The sequence below is a fragment of the Mesorhizobium sp. M0140 genome (assembly GCF_040322475.1).
Lineage (GTDB): Bacteria > Pseudomonadota > Alphaproteobacteria > Rhizobiales > Rhizobiaceae > Mesorhizobium.
Genome location: NZ_JAMYTM010000048.1, coordinates 16147 through 39750 on the forward strand (window position 1 = coordinate 16147; position 23604 = coordinate 39750).

21 protein-coding genes are annotated in these 23604 nt (G+C 63.2%); 17 read left to right on the forward strand and 4 right to left on the reverse strand.

Features of this window, described 5'->3' with window-relative positions:
• Positions 1-72 precede the first annotated feature (72 nt).
• Positions 73-1905 carry an ATP-binding protein gene (locus tag NKJ37_RS29875; protein ID WP_352612373.1) on the reverse strand — a complete coding sequence of 611 codons (1833 nt, stop codon included), beginning with the start codon at positions 1903-1905 and terminating at the stop codon, positions 73-75.
• A 155-nt stretch (positions 1906-2060) separates the two neighbouring features.
• Between NKJ37_RS29875 and NKJ37_RS29880 the strand changes: the two genes are divergently transcribed.
• The 3 genes from NKJ37_RS29880 to NKJ37_RS29890 are packed head-to-tail and all read left to right on the forward strand — an operon-like array spanning position 2061 to position 3509.
• Positions 2061-2624, forward strand: a complete 564-nt coding sequence (locus tag NKJ37_RS29880; protein WP_023813064.1) for a helix-turn-helix domain-containing protein — start codon at positions 2061-2063, stop codon at positions 2622-2624.
• A 4-nt stretch (positions 2625-2628) separates the two neighbouring features.
• The gene (locus NKJ37_RS29885; RefSeq protein ID WP_023813063.1) at positions 2629-2937 is read left to right on the forward strand and encodes a hypothetical protein; all 309 of its coding nucleotides are present in this window, start codon (positions 2629-2631) and stop codon (positions 2935-2937) included.
• A 44-nt stretch (positions 2938-2981) separates the two neighbouring features.
• Positions 2982-3509: a GNAT family N-acetyltransferase gene (locus NKJ37_RS29890; protein WP_023813062.1), complete on the forward strand. Its 528-nt coding sequence runs from the start codon at positions 2982-2984 to the stop codon at positions 3507-3509.
• A 4-nt stretch (positions 3510-3513) separates the two neighbouring features.
• Here NKJ37_RS29890 and NKJ37_RS29895 read toward each other — a convergent pair whose 3' ends face one another.
• A complete protein-coding gene (locus tag NKJ37_RS29895; RefSeq protein WP_352776207.1) occupies positions 3514-4392 on the reverse strand; it encodes a LysR family transcriptional regulator in 879 nt (292 codons plus the stop codon).
• A gap of 122 nt (positions 4393-4514) precedes the next feature.
• Between NKJ37_RS29895 and tmpA the strand changes: the two genes are divergently transcribed.
• Complete coding sequence (tmpA, locus tag NKJ37_RS29900; protein ID WP_023813060.1) at positions 4515-5666, forward strand: 2-trimethylaminoethylphosphonate dioxygenase; 1152 nt, start codon at positions 4515-4517, stop codon at positions 5664-5666.
• Complete coding sequence (gene tmpB, locus NKJ37_RS29905; protein ID WP_128305786.1) at positions 5663-6253, forward strand: (R)-1-hydroxy-2-trimethylaminoethylphosphonate oxygenase; 591 nt, start codon at positions 5663-5665, stop codon at positions 6251-6253. Before tmpA ends, tmpB begins: the two co-directional genes overlap by 4 nt.
• Positions 6254-6323: 70 nt before the next feature.
• Here the strand turns inward: tmpB and NKJ37_RS29910 are convergent, their stop codons facing one another.
• Entirely contained in the window at positions 6324-8144 is a 1821-nt protein-coding gene (locus NKJ37_RS29910) for an NAD(P)/FAD-dependent oxidoreductase (protein ID WP_128305787.1), read from the reverse strand.
• A 420-nt stretch (positions 8145-8564) separates the two neighbouring features.
• Here NKJ37_RS29910 and NKJ37_RS29915 point away from each other — a divergent pair, with 420 nt between their 5' ends.
• The 10 genes from NKJ37_RS29915 to NKJ37_RS29960 all read left to right on the forward strand — a co-directional run bounded on the left by NKJ37_RS29915 (position 8565) and on the right by NKJ37_RS29960 (position 20766).
• The gene (locus NKJ37_RS29915) at positions 8565-9719 is read left to right on the forward strand and encodes a DUF6600 domain-containing protein (protein WP_352442862.1); all 1155 of its coding nucleotides are present in this window, start codon (positions 8565-8567) and stop codon (positions 9717-9719) included.
• A 256-nt stretch (positions 9720-9975) separates the two neighbouring features.
• A complete protein-coding gene (locus NKJ37_RS29920; RefSeq protein ID WP_081734942.1) occupies positions 9976-11757 on the forward strand; it encodes an acetolactate synthase 3 large subunit in 1782 nt (593 codons plus the stop codon).
• An 86-nt stretch (positions 11758-11843) separates the two neighbouring features.
• Positions 11844-12416: an acetolactate synthase small subunit gene (gene ilvN / locus NKJ37_RS29925; RefSeq protein WP_023757090.1), complete on the forward strand. Its 573-nt coding sequence runs from the start codon at positions 11844-11846 to the stop codon at positions 12414-12416.
• A gap of 114 nt (positions 12417-12530) precedes the next feature.
• Positions 12531-13127: a LysE family translocator gene (locus NKJ37_RS29930; protein WP_127293144.1), complete on the forward strand. Its 597-nt coding sequence runs from the start codon at positions 12531-12533 to the stop codon at positions 13125-13127.
• Positions 13128-13369: 242 nt separating this feature from the next.
• On the forward strand, positions 13370-14629 hold the full coding sequence (locus NKJ37_RS29935) for an efflux RND transporter periplasmic adaptor subunit (protein ID WP_352442882.1): 1260 nt from the start codon (positions 13370-13372) through the stop codon (positions 14627-14629).
• On the forward strand, positions 14626-17787 hold the full coding sequence (locus tag NKJ37_RS29940) for an efflux RND transporter permease subunit (protein WP_352776210.1): 3162 nt from the start codon (positions 14626-14628) through the stop codon (positions 17785-17787). Before NKJ37_RS29935 ends, NKJ37_RS29940 begins: the two co-directional genes overlap by 4 nt.
• An 80-nt stretch (positions 17788-17867) precedes the next feature.
• Positions 17868-18491, forward strand: coding sequence for a nitrile hydratase subunit alpha (nthA, locus tag NKJ37_RS29945; protein ID WP_352442860.1), 624 nt, complete (start codon positions 17868-17870; stop codon positions 18489-18491).
• Entirely contained in the window at positions 18488-19147 is a 660-nt protein-coding gene (nthB, locus tag NKJ37_RS29950) for a nitrile hydratase subunit beta (RefSeq protein WP_352442859.1), read from the forward strand. Before nthA ends, nthB begins: the two co-directional genes overlap by 4 nt.
• Positions 19134-19493 carry a nitrile hydratase accessory protein gene (locus tag NKJ37_RS29955; protein ID WP_352442858.1) on the forward strand — a complete coding sequence of 120 codons (360 nt, stop codon included), beginning with the start codon at positions 19134-19136 and terminating at the stop codon, positions 19491-19493. The genes nthB and NKJ37_RS29955 overlap by 14 nt, the downstream gene beginning before the upstream one ends.
• A gap of 145 nt (positions 19494-19638) precedes the next feature.
• The gene (locus tag NKJ37_RS29960) at positions 19639-20766 is read left to right on the forward strand and encodes an ATP-dependent DNA helicase (protein WP_352442881.1); all 1128 of its coding nucleotides are present in this window, start codon (positions 19639-19641) and stop codon (positions 20764-20766) included.
• Here the strand turns inward: NKJ37_RS29960 and NKJ37_RS29965 are convergent.
• Positions 20759-21181: a SpoIIAA family protein gene (locus NKJ37_RS29965; RefSeq protein ID WP_352442857.1), complete on the reverse strand. Its 423-nt coding sequence runs from the start codon at positions 21179-21181 to the stop codon at positions 20759-20761. The two genes, NKJ37_RS29960 and NKJ37_RS29965, sit on opposite strands and share 8 nt — an antisense overlap.
• Positions 21182-21316: 135 nt before the next feature.
• Here NKJ37_RS29965 and NKJ37_RS29970 point away from each other — a divergent pair, with 135 nt between their 5' ends.
• Both NKJ37_RS29970 and NKJ37_RS29975 read left to right on the forward strand, forming a co-directional pair.
• Positions 21317-22057, forward strand: coding sequence for a pyridoxine 5'-phosphate synthase (locus tag NKJ37_RS29970; RefSeq protein ID WP_023813048.1), 741 nt, complete (start codon positions 21317-21319; stop codon positions 22055-22057).
• 103 nt (positions 22058-22160) lie between these two features.
• Positions 22161-23604 (forward strand): potassium transporter Kup (locus NKJ37_RS29975; RefSeq protein ID WP_352442856.1); only part of this gene is annotated, 1444 nt, incomplete at its 3' end.

Sequence of the window (23604 nt, forward strand, 5' to 3'; positions counted from 1 at the left end):
CTTTTCCAACGGATCTCGGAAGCCCTGACTTGGGTGCACAGACCCATCCGCCGATGTGCGTGACGCCCAAACTCAATCGTGTTGCGGGCGCAGGCCGAAGGTTGCGGGCTTGAGGCCGTAGCGCATGTCGAAATCGTCGTCCGATGGCGCGCGTGCGGCGGGTGGCTTGCGGTAGTCGGGATCGCCGGCCTGGCGGCCTGAATCGACGACCTCGGCGAAGGCCATCGCCTGCTGCGTTGATTTCGGCACGTTGCGCAGTCGTTCCACGATCGCCACCAGATCGACATCGTCGCCGGCTTTCGACGAGGCGGCCTCTTCGCGCTTGGCGGTGCCAGGAAGCAGGTGGCTCGGCAGTTTTTCGAACTTCAGCCGCATGGTCGTCGCCACGCCTTCGCCAAAGGCGATGGCTTCGCGCTGGCCCATGGAGGACAGGAAGGCAAGCGTCGAGGCGGAAGAATCGGCAATCGCCGAGCGGATGATCGCCTGGTCCTGCTCATTGGCAAGCCGCATGGCGAAAAAAGTCGAGCATTGCGACAGGATGGTCGGGTCGAGCTCGCCAGGGCGCTGGGTGACGACGCCGAGATAGCAGCCATATTTGCGGCCTTCCTTGGCGATGCGCGACAGCGCGTGCCTTGTCGGCGCGAAGCCGAGGCGCGGGTCGGCCGGCATATAGCGGTGCGCTTCTTCGCACAAAAACAGAAGCTGCAGCTTGCCCTCGCTCCACAGAGCGAGGTCGAAGGCCAGGCGCGCCAGCACCGAGCAGACCGAATTGACCACTTCCGACGGCATGCCGGCCATTTCGAAGCAGGTTACCGGGCGGCCATGATGCGGCACGCGGAAGATGTTGCCGATCGTCTCGTGGATGGTGTCCTCGATCAGGCGCGAGTTGAACATGAAGCGATAACGTGGATCGGCCGCCGCCGATTCGATGCGCGTCTTCAGCGATTTGAGCGTCGGGCGATCGGTCTTGCTTTCGAGCATGCCCATGCGCTCATCGATCTGCTTGAGCAGGTCGGCGATGCGGTAAGGCACCGGCGTATCGGCGGTCAGCGCATCGCTGCCGCGCCTGATATAGGAGCCCGAATTCGGGTTGCGGTAGAGATTCTTGGCGGCCGGAATGAGGTCGCGCAAGGCGTCGATTTCTTCCGGCTCGGTCTCGCGGCCCCGGAACAGCACCTCGGCGAATTCCTCCAGCGTGAACATCCAGAACGGAAGATCCAGGGTTTTGGAATCGACCCTGACGCAGTATTCGGGCAGCGATGCAGCGAACTCGTTGTGCGGGTCGAGGATCAGGATGCGCAGATCCGGCCGTGCCGCGATCGACTTGCGTAGCAGCAGCGAGACGGCGGTGGATTTGCCGACGCCGGTGGTGCCGACAATGGCGAAGTGACGCGCCAGCGTATCGTCGATGGCGATGTTGGCGGCGATCGTCTCGTCCTGCGCGAGCGTGCCGATCGTGATCGAATGACGCCCCGCGAGGTCATAGACCGCCTGCAGGTCGCGGGTGCGGATGCGATGCGCAACGGCGCCGATATGCGGATAGGTGGTGATGCCGCGGTCGAAGACCGGTTTGGCGCCGGGCTCTGCTCCGTCACGGACTTCGCCGATCAGCTCGATGCTGACCTCGATGGCGTTCTGGCCCTCATTGCTCCACGCGCGGTCCGACTTGCCGATTGCGTAGACCAGGCCGACGGTTCGCGTCGATCCGAGATTGATGGAAATCATCTTGCCGACCGTCCACAGGCCGGTCACCGCGCCGTCGGCGTCGTTCGCGTAGGCGCTGATGGTGGCGCGCGCGCCATCGCATTGCACGACATTGCCGAGGATGCGCTTGTCGTTCTGCTCTGCGTCGCGGCGCTCCTGCGATGTCGGTTCTCCAACGGAGGCTTCGCGTTCGACATACATGGACAGGCCAATCCCCATTTCCCCTGGAGCATCGATGCTACCCGAATGGGGTTAAGGCCCGATGAGGTCGGATGGTGTAGAGAGCATTAAGGGGCTCGTGGAAATTGTAGCAAGGCGGCTCTTCTCCGGCGTCTATTTTTCGCTATAATAGACATATGGATGATATAGCGAACGACATTTCCTCGACGATCGGCCGCAGGATACACGCCGAAAGGATCGTGCGCGACTGGTCCCTGGCCGAACTCGCGGAGCGTTCCGGCGTCTCGAAGGCGATGCTCAGCACGATCGAGCGGGGCAAGACCAGCCCGACGGCGGCGCTTCTGGTGCGCATCGCGTCGGCCTTCGGCATGACGCTGTCGACCTTGATCGCGCGCGCGGAATTGCAGGGCGGCGGGCTGTTGCGCGAAGCCGACCAGCCGGTGTGGCGCGATCCCGACACCGGCTATGTCAGGCGGCATCTTTCGCCGGCTGGCGATATGCCGCTGGAACTGATCAAGGTGCATCTGCCGGCGGGCGCCAAGGTCAGTTTTCCGGCCGCTTCATACGCCTTCATCAAGCAGCAGATATGGCTGATCTCCGGGCGGCTCGAATTCATCGAAGGTGAGACAGTGCACAAGCTTGTATCAGGCGACTGCCTGGCGCTTGGGGCGCCGTCGGACTGCACCTTCCATGCCCTGGAGCCCGGCGCCGACTATCTCGTCGCGCTGGTCAGGGGCTGACACAATGGCAAGAAGACCAAAGCGCTCCCATAATGGGGGGCCGCCTCTCGATGAGTACAACGGCCCGCCATGGGGCAAGGGCGATCCCTACATCTTTCTTGCCTGGCAGGCAGCGTACGCCAAGGCGTGGAAGGCGCCGAGCCACGAGGTGATGCTGCTGCGCATGGACAGAGCCGAGCGGCTTGGCCTGACCTATGAGGAGTACACGCTCGAGATCCTCGAGCGCGGGCGGCATCTCGGGCACGAAGACGCCGACCGCATCAGCGCCATCAAGGCGGCGCGTAAGCGACGCCGCGCGCGCCATCTGGAGTGACAGCAATGCGCCCGCTTCTATCGCAATCACAGGATATCCTGCACATGAACTCGATCGAGATCGCAACCCTGAACCCGGCTGCCGAGACGCAGGACATGCTGGCCGAATTGCTGGTCGCAACGGTGGCGGCCGGCGGTTCGGTCAGCTTCATGCATCCGTTGGCGCCGCAGGCGGCAAGGGCGTTCTGGGAAAAATCGCTGGCCGCGGCGGCAAGGGGCGAAAGATCGGTGCTTGGCGCCTGGGATGGCAAAAACCTGGTCGGCACCGTGACCTTGCTGCTCGATTGTCCGCCCAACCAGCCGCACCGGGCCGAGATCGCCAAGCTGATGACATCAGTCGATTACCGGGGCAGGGGTGTGGGAACGCGCCTGATGCGGGCCGCCGAGAGCCTTGCCATCGAGAGGGGCCGCACGCTGCTGGTTCTGGACACGGCGACCGAGGAGGGCGCCTCAGGCCTCTATGAGCGGCTGGGCTTCACGCTGGCCGGTGAGATACCGGACTATGCCCTGAAGCCGCATGGCGGGCTGACCGGCACGCTGATTTACTGGAAGCGGATCGGGCCAATCTCGTAACCGGTCATGCCGGCGCGGAGAGGCGTGACAGCAGCCACTGGCGAAAATCCTGTTCGGCACCGGTCAGGCGTGCTGTCGACGCCTTGGTCAGGAAATGCCCCGATGTGCTGGAAAGTTCATAGTCGGAAAGCCTGACCAGCGTCTTGCTGTCGAGCGCCGCATCGACCAGCGGCCGCGAGCCCAAAAGCACGCCGGCGCCGGCGCTCGCCGCCTCCATGGCGGTGACGAAACTGTCGAAGCGGTGCGATCGTCTGGGATGGCCAGCCAGTCCAGCGGCGGCGAACCATTCCGCCCACATTTCGCGCGCGCCGGCGACCAGAAGCAGCGGCAGGGAGGTCCAGTCGGGGTTGCCGGCGAGCACTGGCGCCGCCACCGGCACGAGCCGCTCTGCGGTCAGCCTGTCGGCTTCACGGCCGGGAAAGGATCTGTTGCCAAAACGGATGTCGAGCACCGAGCCCGGCAGGTCGTAGTCAGCAGGGCGATGGATCGTCACCAGATCGAGCTGGATGCGCGGCAGCGCCTTCGCCAGATCGGGCAGCGCCGGGGCGAGCATCAGCAAGGCAAAGGAGATTGGCGCGCGGATCGAGACGGTCTGGATGGCGCGCGGCTCGAACAGTTCCGCGGTGCTGTTGCCGATGGTGGCGAAGGCCGACTGGATGTGGGGCAGGTAAGCCGCACCCTCTGGCGACAGCGCGACGCCGCGCGCCAGCCGCGAAAACAGGCGCGTCTTCAGCCATTCCTCGAGAAGCCGGATGTGCTGGCTGACGGCGGCCTGGGTAAGGCCGAGCTCGGCTGCCGCCGCGGTGAAATTCGACAGCCGCGCCGCCGCCTCGAAACTGCGCAGCCAGTCCAGAGGCGGCACCGGTGTATTTGTACGAGCCATTAGTATTCTGCGGTCATTGGCTAAAAAATGATAATTTGAGTTATGTCTGTCGCGCGATCAACATGCAATCGAAACCCTGCGGATCAGGCTGCGGGGGACGCAATGGACAGGAACGGATCTCCATGCTCACCCAGGCGCGGATCGGCGACGAAGGCAGAACAATCGACCTTGGCTGGCAGGACGGGTCGCGCAGCCGTTTTCACGCCATGTGGCTGCGCGACAATGCGCTGGACGACAAGACGCGCAGCGCCGGCAATGGTCAACGGCTCATCACCATTCTCGACATTCCCGCCGACACCAGGATCGGCGCCGCGTCGATCAAAGGCGGCGCCCTGGAAGTCAGCTTCGTGCCCGAGCAGAAGACGGTCAGCTTTCCCGCGGCATGGCTGAGCGCCAATGCCTATGATCGTGACGCAGGCCGCCAGCCCGGCTGGACAGGCGAGGCCACCGTGCGATGGACCAAGGCCTCGATGCAGAATTCGGTGCCGCGCGCCGGCTATGTTGCGGCCAGCCGCGATCGCGCTGTGCTGGGGCAATGGCTGTCGGCGGTGAAAACCTGTGGCTTCGCGGTGATGGACGATCTGCCGACCGAATCCGGGGCACTGTGCAAAGTGTCCGATCTTTTCGGCTACATCAGGGAAACCAATTACGGGCGCTGGTTCGAAGTGCGCGCCGAGGTCAATCCGAACAATCTCGCCTACACGAATCTCGGCCTCCAGGCGCACACCGACAATCCCTATCGCGACCCTGTGCCGACGCTGCAGATCCTGTCCTGCATCGAGAATACGGTTGAGGGCGGCGAGTCCAGTGTCGTCGATGGGTTTGCAGTCGCGGCTGCGCTGCAGGCTGAGAACCCGGAAGGCTTCCGGCTGCTGAGCTCATGCCCGGCGCGCTTCGAGTATGCCGGCTCTTCCGGCGTGCGGCTGCAGGCGAAGCGGCCGATGATCGAGCTCGGGCCCGATGGCGAGCTGATTTGCATCCGCTTCAACAACCGCTCGCTGGCGCCGACGGTCGACGTGCCGTTCAGCGATATGGAAGCGTACTACGCCGCCTATCGCCGGTTTGCGGAACTGATCGAGGATCCATCCTTCGAGGTGACGTTCAAGCTCGAAGCGGGGCAAGCGTTCATCGTCGACAACACCCGCGTCATGCATGCCCGCAAGGCGTTTTCCGGTACCGGTAAGCGCTGGCTGCAGGGTTGCTACGCAGACAAGGACGGTCTGCTGTCGACGCTCGCGGCAATCGAGCACGGGTTCAAGGAGGCCGCGGAATGAGCGGCCAGGATTTGAACGCGGACACCATCGTCGAGTTCATCGCCGACATCTTCGAGCGCCGGGGCGCCGAATCCTATCTCGGCGAACCCGTCACCATGTCGGAGCACATGCTGCAGGGTGCCTGGTTCGCTGAAAAGGACGGCGCGCCGGACGAACTGGTGGCGGCGGCGCTGCTGCACGACATCGGCCATTACACCAGCGAGTTCGGCACCTATTCGCCCGAGGATGTCGAGGACAAGCATCATGACGAGGCCGGCGGCGAGGTGCTGGCGCCGTTCTTTCCACCTGTCATCGTCGAATGCGTCAGGCTGCATGTCGCCGCCAAGCGCTATCTCTGCGCCACCGACCCGACCTATTTCGGCAGGCTTTCGCAGGCCTCGGTGCACACGCTGTCGCTGCAGGGCGGGCCGATGAATGCCGAGGAGGTCGCCGAGTTCCGCAAGAACCCCTTCCATGAGGAAGCGGTCCGGGTCCGCATCTGGGACGAGAGCGGCAAGATCGCCAACATGAAGACACGGACATTTCGCGATTACGTGCCGCTGCTGCAGCGGGTGGTGACGCAGTTCGCGGCGGGCAAGCCGGCGTAAATTCCCCAGGGAAGGAGGCAGGGTGCAAGCCGTGCCTCCTTTCTTCCGGCTTCACCGGAATGGCGCTCGCCTACCCCTTGTGGTGCACCTGCTGCAGGCCGTAGACCGGCGTCGCGATGCCTTCATGCCGCGCCTTCAATTGCAGCGACAGGAACTGCGAATAGTGGCGTGACTGGTGCAGATTGCCGCCGTGGAACCATAGCGCCTCCTGTTGCGTCGGCTTCCACATGTTGCGCAACTCGCCTTCCCACGGGCCGGGGTCCTTGGTGGTGTTCGAGCCGAGGCCCCAGCATTTGCCAACGTTGTCGGCGGTTTCACGGGATATCAGATCGGCGGCCCAGCCGTTCATCGAGCCGTAGCCGGTGGCGTAGACGATGAGGTCCGCAGGCAATTCCGACCCGTCGCTGAGCAGAACCGAGTGCTGCTTGATCTCTTCGACGTCGACGCCGCTCTTCAGCTTGATCGAACCATTGATGATCAGCTGCGAGGCGCCAACATCGATGTAATAGCCGGAGCCGCGCCTGAGGTACTTCATGAACAGGCCGGATTCGTCGTCGCCCCAGTCGAGCATGAAACCGGCCTTCTCCAGCCCCTTGTAGAATGTCGCGTCGCGTTTCTTCATTTCGGCATAGGCCGGGATCTGGAACTCGTGCAGGATTTTGTAGGGCAGCGAAGCGAAGATGAGATCGGCCTTGGCGGTGGTGATGCCATTCTGCAGCGCCTGCTCCGAATAGAGCGAACCCAGTCCGATTTCCATCAACGTGTCGGACCTGGAGATATGGGTACTCGAGCGCTGCACCATGGTGACGTCCGCGCCGGCTTCCCAAAGTGCCGCTGCGATGTCATGGGCGGAATTGTTGGATCCGATGACAACGGCCTTTTTGCCGGCATAGGCGTCGGGACCCGGATGCTTCGACGAGTGGTGCTGGTCGCCCTTGAAGGTCTCCATGCCCTTGAATTTCGGCAGATTGGCCTTGCCGGACTGTCCGGTTGCCAGCACCAACTGCTTGGGCTTCAGCGTGATGTCCTTGCCGTCGCGGTGGACGACAACGGTCCATTCCTTTTTCTTGTCGTCATAGGAAGCGCTTTTGGCCTCGGTCGAGGACCAGTAATTCAGCTCCATCACCTTGGTATACATTTCCAGCCAGTCGCCGATCTTGTCCTTGGGCGAGAAAACCGGCCAGTTCTTCGGGAAATCGATATAGGGCAGATGGTCGTACCAGACCGGGTCATGCAGGCAGAGCGACTTGTAGCGCTTGCGCCAGCTGTCGCCGGCCCGCTCGTTCTTCTCGATGATGATGGTCGGCACGCCAAGCTGCCGCAGCCGCGCGCCGAGCGCGATACCGCCCTGGCCACCACCGATGATCACCGTATAGGGCTGCGTCTTGAAGCCGAGCTCGGCGGTTTCCCTCTCGCGTTCTTCTTTCCATGTCGGACGGTTCTTGCCCGAGCCGTGCCTGGCGCCCATCGGCCGCGCAAAGCCTGCCGGCTCCTCGTGGCCTTTCAGTTCGGCCATGGTGGTCAGCAGCGTCCAGATCTTGCCGTCCTTCAGCCTGACATGGCCGAAGCCGCGTGCCACCTCCGTCTCGAAGCTGATCCAGCCTTCGATCAACCCGTCGCTCTCCGTCGCGTCCTCGCCCTTGGCGATGGCGAAGTGTGACGGCCTGGTCTTCGACAATTGGCTTTTCAGCATGTCGCGGACCTGGTCGCGGCCTTCCATGGTCTTGATGTTCCAGGTGAAGGTGACGAGGTCGCGCCAGTAGCAATCCTCTTGAAAGCAATCGACCGCTTTCTCGATGTCATTGGCGGCAAGCGCGGCGCCGAATCGATCGAGCAGGTCGGACAGTTTCTTGCTAGGGGCCGTGTTCTTGCTAGAGGGCTTGTCGAGCATCAGGTTTCCTCCCGTGAAATCCAGATCGTCATGGTGGTGGCTCCGCCGGGCTCGCCGCCGGACGATCAAGTATCGTCAGAGATGGCGGCCCTCGTCACGCCCCACCATAGTTTCCAGCGATTTCAATGGTCTATCCTATAAGTGAGATCGCCGGACAGTTTCGGAATCGCTCGGGCGCCGGAAACGAACGTTCCATTTGTGAATGCCGCGCCGGTCGCGCAAAATTGATGGTCAAATGCCGCAATGCGGTCACCGAGGCCGATGACAACCGATCGGTGAGAAGCCGGGAAGCGGTGGCGGGCAACAGGACGGTTCCCGGGATTTTCTGGATGCGGAACTCTGGAGCCCGTTATGATCATCGTACCTTTTATCCAAGCGTCTTCATGTCGCTCCCTTGGCCGGCGTGGACGCGCAGCGGCAATGGCCGCGGTCATGGCCTTGAGCGCGACCCTGACCGGCCCGCTGGTGCTGCCCGGAACGCAGGCGCATGCGGCGGAAATTGCCGTTACCGTCCGCGAAAGGCTTTCGAACTATGGCGGATGGCGAACCTCCAGCCGCTTCGGCGATGTCTGGGTTCCCTCGGTCCGTACCGAATGGCGACCCTACACCGAAGGCAGGTGGGTCTGGACCGACGATGGCTGGTACTGGCAGTCCACCGAGCCATTTGGCGATGTCGTCTATCACTATGGCCGCTGGGCCTATGATCCCGATTTTGGCTGGGTGTGGATCGCCGGCGATCAATGGGCGCCAGCCTGGGTGGTCTGGCGCCAGGGCGGCAATGATGTCGGCTGGGCGCCGGCACCACCCGACGTAGATGTCGCCTTCGCCGATTCCTGGTGGTGTTTCGTGCCGGTGGCGGCGATCGGCGCGGTCGATCTGGTCAGAGTGGTACGGCCTGCCACTGAGAACGTCGGCATCGTGCGCAACACGACGATCATCAACCAGACGGTCCTGGTCAACAAGGCGCCGCACGTGCGGCTTGGCAATCAGGTGGTTGCAATCAATGCCGGACCCCGGCTGCAGCAACTCCCGAAGCCCGTCATCGAGTCGATCAAGGCGGCAAAATTGGTTCCTCCGCGCAAAGGCGTGTTTGCCAGTGCACGGCTCGATGCTTCCAGGGGCGCCGAGATCAAGAGACTTGCCGGCAATACAAAGGGGAACGGGCAAATCGTGGCGGGCTCCAAGACTGCGATCGGCGGCAAGGCCATTTCCCCCGGCGCGGTGGCTGCCAGCAATCCGGCCGTCGTGAAGCCTGGCGACGCCGTGAGCAAGCGGATGGTCGCCGGCAACGGCGCGAAGGCCGATGCGCTCAAGCTGCATGTCGACAGGACCGCGGGCGACGGACGCATCGTTGTCAAATCGTCGCCCAAACCGGTTTCGCCCAAGCCGGTTTCGGGGCAGCGTCTTGCACTCGGTGGCGGGCAACAAAAGCCGCATCAGCAAGCGTTGGCAATGCACATGCCCCAGCACCATGGCCCGGCAAGGGTGGCACCCCACCATCCGCCAGAGAAGATGGAGGCCAGGAAGGCGTCCAAATGCGATCCACGCGTTTCCCGCTGCAAGGCGCCGGGCTGACACCGCAGTCGCGCCTGTACGCTGTGCGCGCCGGCGCGATTTTTCCCGTTGACAGGCTGCCTTGCCCGCCCTTAGTGTCCGCCACCATGAAAACGGCACTCATTCTCGTAGGAAAGCGCGTGGGCAAGGCGGTGTAACCGCCGGGCAAAAACCCCCCATGCGCAAGACACAGGCTCCCTCGGGGGCCTTTTTTATTGCCTGAAACACGACTAAACGACCAGCAAACGCCCAATGGCGACAGTACGGGACCAGACCGATGAGCAACGGACAGAACGAGCGGCGCGAGATGACAGGTGCCGAAATGGTGGTGCAGGCGCTGAAGGACAATGGCGTCAAGCATGTCTTCGGCTATCCCGGCGGCGCTGTCCTTCCGATCTATGACGAGATCTTCCAGCAGGACGATGTCGAGCACATACTGGTGCGCCACGAGCAGGGCGCCGGCCATGCAGCCGAAGGCTATGCGCGCTCGACCGGCAAGGCCGGCGTCATGCTGGTGACCTCCGGTCCCGGCGCCACCAATGCCGTGACGCCGCTGCAGGACGCGCTGATGGATTCGATCCCGCTGGTCTGCCTGACGGGGCAGGTGCCGACCTCGCTGATCGGCTCCGACGCTTTTCAGGAATGCGATACGGTTGGCATTACCCGCCCCTGCACCAAGCACAACTGGCTGGTGAAGGACGTGAACGAGCTCGCTGCGACCATCCACGAGGCTTTCCATGTCGCGACCACCGGCCGCCCCGGTCCGGTCGTCGTCGATATCCCGAAGGACGTGCAGTTCGCCAGGGGATTCTACGTCCCGCCGCAGATCGCGCCGCGCACCAGCTACCAGCCAAAGGTCCAGGGCGACCTGGAAAAGATCAAGGCGGCGGTCGAGCTGATGGCCGGTGCCAAGAAGCCGATCATCTACAGCGGCGGCGGCGTCATCAATTCCGGCCCGGAAGCGAGCCATCTGCTGCGCGAACTGGTCGATCTCACCGGTTTCCCGATCACCTCGACGCTGATGGGCCTCGGCGCCTATCCAGCATCGGGCAAGAACTGGATGGGCATGCTCGGCATGCACGGCACCTATGAAGCCAACATGGCCATGCATGACTGCGACGTGATGATCTGCATCGGCGCGCGTTTCGATGACCGCATCACCGGGCGGCTGACCGCCTTCTCGCCGAACTCGAAGAAGATCCACATCGACATCGATCCGTCGTCGATCAACAAGAACGTCCACACCGAGGTCCCGATCATCGGCGATGTCGGCCGGGTGCTGGAGGATATGGTGCGTTTGTGGCGTGCGAGCGCCAAGGCCGACAAGAAGGCGCTCTACCCCTGGTGGGAGCAGATCGCCAAATGGCGTGCGCGCGACTCGCTCGCCTACAAGATGAACAACGACGTGATCATGCCGCAATACGCCATCGAGCGGCTCTACGAACTGACCAAGGGTCTGGACACCTACATCACCACCGAGGTCGGCCAGCACCAGATGTGGGCGGCGCAGCACTATCATTTCGAGAAGCCGAACCGCTGGATGACGTCGGGAGGGCTGGGCACGATGGGTTACGGCCTGCCGGCGGCACTCGGCGTGCAGATCGCGCATCCAGGCGCGCTGGTAATCGACATTGCCGGCGACGCCTCCGTGCAGATGACGATGCAGGAGATGAGCGCGGCCGTGCAGCACGACGCGCCGATCAAGATCTTTATCTTGAACAACCAGTATATGGGCATGGTGCGGCAGTGGCAGCAGTTGCTGCACGGCAACCGGCTGTCGCATTCCTACACCGAGGCGATGCCGGACTTCGTCAAGCTGGCCGAGGCCTATGGCGGCCACGGCATTCGCTGCGAGAAGCCGGACGAGCTGGACGACGCGATCAAGGAGATGATCTCGGTCAGGAAGCCGGTGCTGTTCGACTGCCGCGTGGCGACGCTCGCCAACTGCTTCCCGATGATTCCGTCGGGCAAGGCGCACAATGAGATGCTGTTGCCCGACGAGGCGACCGACGAGGCGGTGGCCAATGCCATCGACGCCAAGGGCAGGGAACTGGTGTAGCCGGCAGAACCAAGGCAGGGCTGTCGCGAGAAAGCCCCGCGCAAACAGAGAATTAGCTCAAGAGCTTGAAAAACGAGATTCATGTCATGAACGCACAGCTACAACCGACCGGCTCCGCCTATTTCATCGCCAAGGAGACGGAAAAGCCGGAAAACCACACGCTTTCCGTGCTGGTCGACAACGAGCCGGGCGTGCTTGCCAGGGTCATCGGCCTGTTTTCCGGGCGTGGCTACAACATCGAGAGCCTGACCGTCTCCGAGACCGAGCATGAAAAACACCTGTCGCGCATCACCATCGTGACGCGCGGCACGCCGCATGTGCTGGAGCAGATCAAGCACCAGCTCGAGCGCATCGTGCCGGTTCACCGCGTCGTCGACCTGACCGTGCGTTCGCATGAATCCGGCCAGGAGCGGCCGCTGGAGCGCGAACTGGCGCTGGTCAAAGTCGCGGGCACCGGCGAGGCCCGCGTCGAGGCGTTGCGGCTGGCCGATGCGTTCCGCGCCAGCGTCATCGACGCCAACACCGAGCATTTCATCTTCGAGATCACCGGCAAAGGCTCCAAGATCGACCAGTTCATCGCCATCATGAAACCGCTCGGCCTGGTCGAAATCTGCCGCACCGGCGTGGCAGCGTTGAACCGCGGCCCGCAGGCGATGTAGGACTTCGGCGGGGCTGGCGTCGAACGCGTCAGCCAGTTTCCATGGTGAGGCCGTCCGTACCTTTGCGGGGTCGCCGAGAAGAGACAAGATGCTGACTTGTCAGGGAAGATATCCATGTCGCTCGACGCATTCCTTGCCCTGCTTGTCTACGCCTTCGTGACGTCGATCACGCCGGGGCCAAACAATCTCATGCTTCTGGCATCGGGCGTGAATTTCGGCCTCGTCAGAACCGTTCCGCACATGCTGGGCATCAGCATGGGTTTCCTCGTGCTGCTGCTTGCCGTCGGTCTTGGCCTCGGCGCTGTGTTGACGGCGTTTCCGGCGCTGCATACCGCGCTCAAGATCGCCGGCGGCGCCTATCTTTTGTACCTCGCCTGGAAGATCGCCATGTCGCGCACGCTGACCGGCAAGGGCGAGACGAAAGCGCGGCCCATGCGCTTCATCGAGGCAGCCGCATTCCAGTGGGTCAATCCCAAGGCGTGGGTGATGGCGATCACCGCCATGGCCGTCTATGCCAATGCCGAGCACCCGTTCCTGTCGGTGGTGTTGATCGCCGTGGCTTTCACCATCGTCAATTTGCCGAGCGTCTCGGTGTGGGCTGGGTTCGGCACCGCACTGCGCGGTTTCCTGTCGGACCCGGTGCGGCTGAAATGGTTCAACATCGCCATGGGCGTGCTGCTGGCGGCGACGCTTTGGCCGATGCTGAGGTAGGCCCGGGGCGCATCATCTGATCTTTAAGGGACAGGATCCGGAGTCTCGGGCGTACCGCCCAGATCGGGATTGAGCCCGTGTTGCACATCCGTTGTGCAGTGCACATTAAATCTTCGTAATGCCGCCTTTTGGCCCTTTTCCGACAAAGGCGTGTCCTATCTATTCGGCGAAATCGCGGCAACGGGCCGCGTTGGAATAGAACCATCGGACCACGACGTGTCGGGTGGAGAGGGCCTTTGACCATGCGTGGAAAAGTCGTTCTTTCGTTGCTGGCCGTCGCCTGCCTGGGTGCGGCCGGGTGGCTTTATCTCTCGCCTGATGCGCTGGGCAGGGTCCAGCAGGTTATCGGCGCAAAGCAGGTTGCCGCGCCGGACAAACAGGCCACGGCTTCGGACAAGAAGGCCGACAATGCCGGGCGCTCGGCCTCGATCCTCTCGGCCGTCGCCTCGACAGCCGATTTCCCGATCCGGCGCTACGCGATCGGCTTCGTCTCCTCTCCAGCCGTCGTCAACATCAATGCGCGCGTGTCCAGCCAGATCGTCTCCATCGATGTCAAGGACGGGCAGATGGTCAGGGTCGGCGACGTTCTGTTTTCGCTCGATGACCGGGCGCTGAAGGCGCAGCTTGCCAAGGATCAGGCGGCGCTCGCCAAGGATCAGGCGATGCTCGCCAGCTCGCAGTCGGATCTTCAGCGCGCGAAGGATCTGGTCGCCAAGCAGGCCGGCACGCAGCAGACCTACGACCAGGCCGTCGCCGCGCAGAAGGCTGCCGCAGCGACTGTCGATGCCGACAAGGCGACAATCGACGCCGACAATGTCCAGCTTGGCTTCGCCACGATCACGGCGCCGATTTCCGGCAGGCTGGGCGCTGTCAGCGTCGCCGTCGGCGATCTCGTCACCGTCAGCAATGGCAACAGCAGCACGGCCACTCCGCTGGTGACCATCACCCAGATGGACCCGCTGCAGGTCAACTTCAATCTTCCCGAGAGCAATCTGGCCCTGCTGCACAAGGCGCTCGCCAACCCGCAGCAGGGCGCGGTGACGCTGACCAAGGATGGCGACCCGACGCCGATCGGCAAGGGTACGCTCGATTTCGTCGACTCCAGCGTCGACACCGCGTCGGGCACGATTGCCACGCGGGCAAGCATTCCCAATGCCGATCTTTCGCTATGGCCCGGCCAGTATGTGAATGTCGTGCTCGACGCCGGCATCATGCCGCAGATGACATCGGTTCCCACGGTCGCGGTGCAGCCAAGCCAGAAGGGGCCGTTCGTCTATGTGGTCAAGCCGGACAACACGGTCGAGATGCGCCCGGTGCAGGTGGCGCTGACCGAAGGCGACAACAGCGCCATCAGCCAGGGGCTGAAAAGCGGTGAGAAGGTTGTCACCGAAGGTCAGACAAGGCTGAAGGACGGCGCCGCCGTGCATGAAGGCAAGGCCACGGCGAGTGCAGCCGCGCCCAAGGTGGCCGAGGCGACCAACGCCGGCGAGGCGGCCCAATGATCTCCGAATTCTGCATACGCCGACCCGTCGCCACCCTTCTGATGTCGTTCGCCCTCGTGCTGGGCGGGCTGTTCGCCTACAAGTTCCTCCCGGTGGCCGCACTGCCCAGCGCCGAATTCCCGGTGGTCAATGTCTCGGCTTCGCTGCCCGGCGCCTCGCCGGAAACCATGGCGACATCGGTGGCGACGCCGCTGATCAAGCAGTTTGCCACCATCGCCGGCATCGATTCGATCTCGACCACGAACTCGCTTGGCCAGACCTCGATCGCCATCCAGTTCGTGCTCAACCGCGACATCGATGCGGCGGCGGCCGATGTGCAGGCGGCGATCGCGCGCACGCAGAAATCATTGCCGCCGCAGATGACGGCGCCGCCGAGCTATCGCAAGGTCAATCCGGCCGACGCGCCGATCCTTTTGATGTCGCTGGTCAGCGACACGGTTCCGCTGACCGATCTCGATGCTTTCGCGGAAAATGTCATCTCGCCGTCGCTGTCGACCATCGACGGCGTGGCGCAGGTCTCGATCTTCGGCCAACAGAAATACGCGGTGCGCATCCAGATCGACCCGACCGCGCTTGCCGCGCGCGGCATCTCGATCGATCAGCTGCAGGCGGCGGTCGCCTCGGCCAACAGCAACACGCCGCTGGGCGTGCTGCAGAACGACAAGCAGCAGCTCACCATCACCGCCAACACGCAGCTGACCGACGCCGCCGGTTTCTCCAACATCATCATCGCCACCAAGGACGGCCATCCGGTACGGCTGGGCGAGGTGACCCGCGTGGTCGATTCGGTGCAGACCACCACCACCGCAAGTTGGTACGATGGCACCCGCGCGATAATCATGGCGGTGCAACGCCAGCCCGACGCCAACACTGTCGACGTCGTCGACAAGGTCAAGGCGATGCTGCCGTCCTTCAAGGACCAGATGCCGGCCGCCGCCGACATCAAGCTGCTTAACGACCGCTCCAGTTCGATCCGGCAGGCGGTCAGCGACGTGCAGTTCACGCTGTTGCTCACCATTGCCCTGGTGATCATGGTGATCTTCGTGTTCCTGCGCCGGGTAACGGCGACGATCATTCCGGCCGTGGCTGTGCCGATCTCGCTGATTGCCACGCTCGGCGCGATGTTCCTGTTCGGCTTTTCCATCGACAACATATCGCTGATGGGCCTGACGCTGGCGGTCGGCCTCGTCGTCGACGACGCCATCGTGATGCTTGAAAACATCTTCCGCCATATGGAGGAGGACGGGCTGTCGGCCTTCGACGCCTCGCTGAAGGGCGCGCGCGAAATCGGCTTCACCATCATCTCGATCTCGATCTCGCTGGTGGCGGTGTTCATCCCCGTGCTGCTGATGGGTGGCGTCATCGGGCGCATCTTCAACGAGTTCGCCGTCGTGGTGACGGTCGCCATCCTGGCGTCGATGTTCGTGTCGCTGACGCTGACGCCGATGCTGTGCTCGCGGCTGCTGTCGGTGACCAAAGCCGACCGTGACAAGCATGGCCCCGGTCATAAGCAGGACCTCGTCACCCGCGGCTACGACAGGGTCTTGAGCTTCTGCCTGCGCCACACCTTCCTGGTGTTCCTCGTCTTCGTCGGCACCGCGGCAGCGTCGGTGTGGCTGATCCAGACTTCGCCGAAGGGTTTCTTCCCGCAGGAGGACATCGGCCAGATATCGGTGACCACCATCGCACGTCAGGACATCTCTTTCGATGCCATGTCCAGGCTGCAAGGACAGGTCGCCAGTGTCTTCTCGCATTCGCCCTATGTCGACCATGTGGCGTGGTCGGCGGGCAGCGGCAACAATGCGCTCAATCAGGGGCAGCTTTTCGTCCAGCTCAAGGGCAAGGACCAGCGCCCCGATATCGAGAAGGTGCTTTCGGATCTGCGCAAGCAACTGGCCGGCGTGGCGGGCATCGAGACCTACATGCAGCCGGTGCAGAATTTGAGGCTGGGCTCGCGGTCGTCGGCAAGCGCCTACCAGCTCGTGGTTCAGGGCCTTGATACCGGCCTGACCGATATTTGGGCGCAGAAACTGAACGACGCGATGGCTGCCGACCATGCGAACTTCACCGACGTCACCAGCGACCTGCAGAACAATGCGTTGCAGGCGACGCTGGTGGTGGATCGCGACAAGGCCGCCCAGCTCGGTATCGACACCGACACGTTGCGCTCCGCCCTCTATGGCGGGTTCGGCACCGACCAGGTTTCGACAATCTTCGGTTCGGCCGACAGCTACGAAGTTATCACCGAGCTCGATCCCAAGATCGAGTGGTCGCCCGAGCGGATGCTGGCCATCCAGATGAGAACGGCGAGCGGCAGTCTTGTTCCGCTCGGCGCCTTCGCCCGGGTCGATCGCACGGCCGGCGCCCTGACTGTCAACCAGCTCGGCCAGCTTCCAGCCGTGACCATCTCCTACAATCTGCCGCAGGGCGTGGCGCTGGGCGACAGCGTGACGCGCATCAATGCGCTGAAGGAGCAGATCGGCATGCCGACGGTGATCTCGACCACCTTCGCCGGCACGGCCAAGACCTTCCAGGATTCTCTTGCCAACCAGGGTTTTCTGGTCGGCGGCGCAATCCTGACCATCTACATCGTGCTCGGCATACTCTACGAGAGCTTCATCCACCCGCTGACGATCCTCACCGGCCTGCCGTCGGCCGTGCTAGGAGCGGTCGTTGCGCTGCGCTTCGCCGGCATGGATCTGTCTGTCATCGCGGTGATCGGCATCCTGATGCTGATCGGCATCGTCAAGAAGAACGGCATCATGATGGTCGACGTCGCGCTCGAACTGCGACGAGAAGGCATGTCGGCGACCGAGTCGATCCACAAGGCGTGCCTGATGCGGTTCAGGCCGATCATGATGACGACGCTGGCGGCACTGATGGGCACCATCCCGATCGCGCTCGGCACCGGCGCCAGCGCCGAGCTGCGCCAGCCGCTGGGCGTTGCCGTTGTCGGCGGCCTGCTTGCCTCGCAGGCGCTGACGCTGTTCGTGACGCCGGTGATCTATGTCTACATGGAGAATTTCTCGGGCTGGCTGGTCGTGCTTTGGTCAAGTCGCAAGGGCGAGCCGAGCCCGGTCGAAGATGTCGACCAGCTCTCGCTGTTCAAACCAAGGGAAGACATGCTGCCCGAACCGCAGCGGGCGGCGGCCGAATGATGTGACAGGGCCAGCGCCATGTGCCGTTGGCCCAAGCCGTTGCGCTTGCGGCGGCATCGCTGGAAACGTAGTTTGCGGCCATGTCACACGATCATGGCCACGACAACGAACTCGATCCGTTTACCGCCCGCGTCCGCGCGCTGGAAACCATCCTCACCCAAAAGGGGCTGATCGATCCGGCGGCGATCGACGTCATCGTCGATACCTACGAGACGAAAATCGGACCGCGCAACGGCGCCAGGGTGGTGGCGAAGGCCTGGAGCGATCCCGCCTATGCCGAATGGCTGAAACGCGATGCGACGGCGGCGATCGAATCGCTGAGCTACACCGGCCGTCAGGGCGAGCACATGCAGGCGGTGTTCAACACCGAGGAGACGCACAATCTCGTCGTCTGCACGCTGTGCTCCTGCTATCCGTGGTCGGTGCTCGGCCTGCCGCCGGTCTGGTACAAGGCGCCGCCCTATCGTTCGCGTGCCGTCATCGATCCGCGCGGCGTGCTGGAGGAGTTCGGGCTGACGCTGCCGGCGGACAAGAAAATCCGCGTCTGGGATTCCACTGCCGAGCTGCGCTATCTCGTCGTGCCGATGCGGCCCGAAAATACCGAAGGCTGGAGCGAGGAGCGGCTGGCGGAACTGGTCAGCCGTGATGCGATGATCGGGACCGGCTTGGCCCAAAGACCTGAAATAGAGGGGCAGCCGGCATGAACGGGCCGCAGGATCTCGGCGGACAAATGGGGTTCGGTCCCGTCGCGCCCGAACAGGACGAGCCGTATTTTCATGCCGCATGGGAGAGGCGGGCGCTCGGCGTGACGCTGACTGCCGGCGCCATGGGAGCCTGGAACATCGACGAGAGCCGGCATGCGCGGGAATCACTGCATCCGGCCGACTATTATGCCTCCAGCTACTACGAGATCTGGATCAAGGCGCTGGAGGTGCTGCTCAAGCGCCATGGGTTTGTCAGCGAGCGCGATTTGGCTGAGGGCCGAGCGATTGATCCGGCTGCGACACCGAAAAGGGTGCTGAAGGCGGAAAACGTGCCTGCCGTGCTGGCCAAGGGCGGGCCTTGCGACCGGCCGGTGGCACAGCCGGCGCGGTTCAAGGCCGGCGATCCTGTGCGGACCAAGAACTTCAACCCGACCGGCCACACGCGGCTGCCGCGCTACGCACGCGGCAAGCAGGGTAGAATCGAGGCCGTGCGCGATGGCTTCGTGTTCCCCGACAGCAACGCGCATGGACACGGCGAAAATCCGCAATGGGTCTACACCGTGGTTTTCGAAGGGCCGGAAATCTGGGGCGAGGGCGCCGACCCGATGCTTGTTGTGTCGATCGACGCCTGGGAGAGCTATCTTGAGCCGGCGTGATGGCTTCGTTGGCGATTTGCCTCCGGGCGTCGATGCCCCTGTTTTCGCCGAACCATGGCAGGCCGAGGCGTTCGCCATGACGGTGGCGTTGCACGACAAGGGCCTGTTTTCGTGGAGCGAGTGGGCGCAGGCACTGTCGGAAGAAGTGAAGAGACCGGGCGCCGCAGCGGACGGCCATGATTATTACGAACATTGGCTGGCGGCGCTGGAAAGCCTGCTTGCCACCAAAGGGCTGGCCGCGAAGTCGGATGTCGACGCTATGGCTGAAGCCTGGGAGCGCGCCGCGCATGCCACGCCGCACGGCAAGCCGATCCTGCTAGAAAACGATCCCCAGCCGATTCGATAAGGTGTGGGATGAGCTTGTATGTTCCCTTTACGTTCTTGTCTGTGCCTGATAGCCTGACCCGTCGGCGGCATTGAAGCGTCCCGGCGCATCGATGATGGTGGCAACCGATCTTGTCTTTCCCCTGCGAATCCGGTCTGTCGCACTGATGGAATTCTCTCCCCAACAGGACGACGCGCTGCAGGCGGTCGCCCAATGGCTGAAGACCGGCCAGCCGCAGCTGTTCCGGCTGTTCGGCTATGCCGGCACCGGCAAGACGACCTTGGCGCGGTATTTCGCCGAACATGTCGACGGCCAGGTGCAGTTCGCCGCCTTTACCGGCAAGGCGGCGCAGGTGCTGCGCTCCAAGGGTGCAGTCAATGCGCGCACCATCCATTCGCTGATCTATCGGCCGAAGGGCGAGGAATCGGTATCGGACGAGGTCACCGGCAAGACGTCGATGTCGCCGACCTTCTCGCTCAACCGCCAGAGCCCGATTACGCGGGCGAAACTGGTCGTCATCGACGAATGCTCGATGGTCGACGAGCAGCTCGGCCGCGACCTGATGAGTTTCGGCACGCCGATCCTGGTGCTGGGCGACCCCGGCCAGCTGCCGCCGATCTCGGGCGGCGGCTTCTTCACCGACCACGAGCCGGATTTTTTGCTGACCGAAATCCACCGGCAGGCGCGCGACAACCCGATCCTGCGGCTGGCGCTCGATGTGCGCGAGGGCCGTGAATTCATGCGTGGCGACTATGGCACGGCGCAGGTGATCGGCAAGGAAGACGTCACCCAGGAGCTGGTGCTGAAGGCGGACCAGGTGCTGGTCGGCACCAACCGCACGCGTCGCCGCTACAATCAGCGGCTGCGCGAGCTCAAGGGCTTCAACGCCGATTATCCGCAAGCCGGCGACAAGCTGGTCTGCCTGCGCAACGATCCGGCCAAGGGCCTGCTCAATGGCTCGCTGTGGAAGGTGATGACCTCGTCGCGCGAGACGGTGAAGCCCGGCATCAACCTTCTGGTGTCGCCGGAAGAGGACGATCCGGATCGTGGCGTCGCCAAGATCAAGCTGCTCAAGGCGGCGTTCGAGGATCCCGATGCCGATATCCCCTGGCAGCAGAAGAAGCGCTTCGACGATTTCGACTATGGCTACGCGCTGACCGTGCACAAGGCGCAGGGCTCGCAGTGGAACGAGATTGTGCTGTTCGATGAAAGCTGGGCCTTCAAGGAAACCCGCCAGCGCTGGCTCTACACCGCCATCACGCGGGCGGCCGAACGGCTGACGATCGTCAGGTAGGGGCTCCGGATGCTGTTGCCCCGATAGGCTGTGCGGCAAGCCATTGCCAGGCGGCAGCCTCGTCCTCCGCCCTGAAATGCCTGATTTCGATGGGCGGTGAGGACGGCAGAAAGCGTTGTGCGTCCGCTATCCAGTCCGGTTCGCCGATGGTTGCGCAACGGCCGACATGTTCCAATGCATGAATGGCACCCTGCTTCAGGGTCTCGTCCGCGATGTCGGCCCAGTCGACGCCATCGTGGTCGACGAGGCGCACCAGCACATCGATGCGCGGGTGCAGGGCATAGGCTGCCTCCAGCAGCCCGAAAAGATTTTCACCGTCGGCCGCGGAAACGTGCCCGACGACATCGATGGCGAAAAGGTCGTCGCGGCTGGTCTCGATACGGCGGATTGCCGGAACCTCATCGAGAAAATTCATCGGTGCGTCCTTTCCCGGGTTCGCTCATCAGGCTTGGAACACGCGAAACCCCCAGTCTGTTCCCACCAAAGGCATTACTGTTCCCGTCAAAGGCATTATAGGTGGGCGCGTTGAATGATTTCCGAGGCCACCCGCATGCCTGCAAAGCTCTCCGTCAACCTCAATGCCATCGCCATGCTGCGCAACCGGCGCGACCTGCCGTGGCCAAGCGTGACCGGCCTCGGCCGCATTGCGCTGGCGGCCGGAGCGCATGGGCTGACGGTGCATCCACGCCCCGACGAGCGGCACACAAGACACTCCGATCTGCCTGAGATTCGGTCGCTGATCGACGACGAGTTTCCGCGCGCGGAATTCAACATCGAGGGCTATCCGACCGAGGATTTCCTGGTGCTTGTGGAAAAGCACCAGCCCGAACAGGTGACTTTGGTGCCGGACGATCCGGCCCAGGCGACATCGGACCATGGCTGGAACTTCGCCACCCGGGCCGCGTTCCTCACACCGATCGTCAAGCGTCTGAAAAAGGGGGGCTTTCGCGTGTCGCTGTTTTCCGATCCGGACCCCGATTGGGTGGCGGCCGCCCGCGATGTCGGCGCCGACCGTATCGAACTCTATACGGGTCCATATGGTAGCTATCACACAGATTCCGCCAAAGCGGCCAAGGAGCTGGAAAGACTGGGAAAAACCGCCGACGCCGCGCTTGCTGCCGGGCTTCAGGTCAATGCCGGGCACGATCTGGTGGTCAGCAATCTGCCCGCACTTGCCAAGCGCATTCCGGCATTGGCCGAAGTGTCGATCGGACATGGGTTGACAGCCGACGCGTTGGAGTATGGCATGGCCGGCACGGTGGGTCGGTTCCTCAAGGCCTGCGGATGGTAGCGATGGCAGCCTCGCGTGGCAGGCATGGCAGCCATTACGCGACGGCACTTGATATTGCATTGCAGCAAGCGTAGAGCACCGCGCGCTTATCGGAGTGTCGTCCATGGCCCTTACCAATACTGGTAGTGAGGCAGAACCCGTCGAACAATCGAGCCATTCGGAAGTCGAGCAGCACAGCACCAAGGTTCTGATGCTGGGCGCGCTCGGTGTCGTCTATGGGGATATCGGCACCAGCCCGATCTACGCCTTTCGCGAGGCGCTGGTGGCGTCGTCGGGCGGACAAGTCGCCCAGCGCGGCGATATTCTGGGCGTTTTGTCGCTGATCATCTGGTCGCTGACGATCATCGTCACCATCAAATACATCATGTTCGTGCTGCGGGCGAACAACCGCGGCGAGGGCGGCGTGCTGTCGCTGATGGCGCTGGCGCGCGGCAGTTTCCCCAAGCGCTCGGCGCTGATGCTCGGCATCGGCATTGTCGGGGCATCGCTTTTCTTCGGTGATGCCGTCATCACGCCGGCGATATCGGTGCTGTCGGCGGTTGAGGGCATGAATGTCGTCACGCCGACCTTCCAGCCCTATGTCGTGCCGCTGACATTGGTCATCCTTGCTATGGTGTTTGCGGTGCAACGTTTCGGCACGGGGGGTGTGGGGCTGGTCTTCGGTCCCGTGACGGCGGTGTGGTTCCTGGCGATCGGCCTTTCCGGCCTCAACCACATCATCGCCGATCCGGAAATCCTGTGGGCGATCAGCCCGCACTACATCGTCGCGTTTCTGATCAATTCGCCCGACGTCGCTTTCGTGACCATCGGCGCCATCTTCCTCGCCGTCACCGGTGCGGAAGCACTCTATGCCGATCTCGGGCATTTCGGCCGCAAGCCGATCGTGCTCGCCTGGCTGTGGGTCGTGTTCCCGTGCCTGCTGCTGAACTATGCCGGGCAGGGTGCCTTCGTGCTGGCCAAGAACGGCGTCGTCGGCCATCCTTTCTTTGAGATGAACGAAGGCTGGACGCTGATCCCGATGGTCGTGCTGGCGACCGCCGCGACGGTCATCGCCAGCCAGGCGGTGATCTCGGGCGCCTTCTCGCTGACCAGGCAGGCGGTGCAGCTCAACATGCTGCCGCGCCTTGAAATCCTGCACACCTCGGAGAAACAGTCCGGCCAGATCTACATGCCGCGCGTCAACCTGCTGCTGGCGCTGGTGGTGATGATGCTGGTCGTCGGCTTCGGCGAATCCAGCAGGCTGGCGTCGGCATACGGCATCTCGGTGACCGGCAACATGCTGGTGACCACAGTGCTCTTGTTTGTGGTCATGACGCGGATTTGGAAATGGCGGCTGTGGGTGGCGGTCGCCATGACGGCGCTGTTCGGCTTCATCGACGTCGGCTTTTTTGCCTCCAACATCGTCAAAGTGTTCGAGGGCGGCTGGGCCTCGCTGGCCGTGGCCTTCACCATCGTGCTGGCCATGTGGACCTGGGTGCGCGGCAGCCGCTATCTGTTCGACAAGACCCGCCGCAACGAAATCCCGCTCGATTTCCTCGCCGGCAATC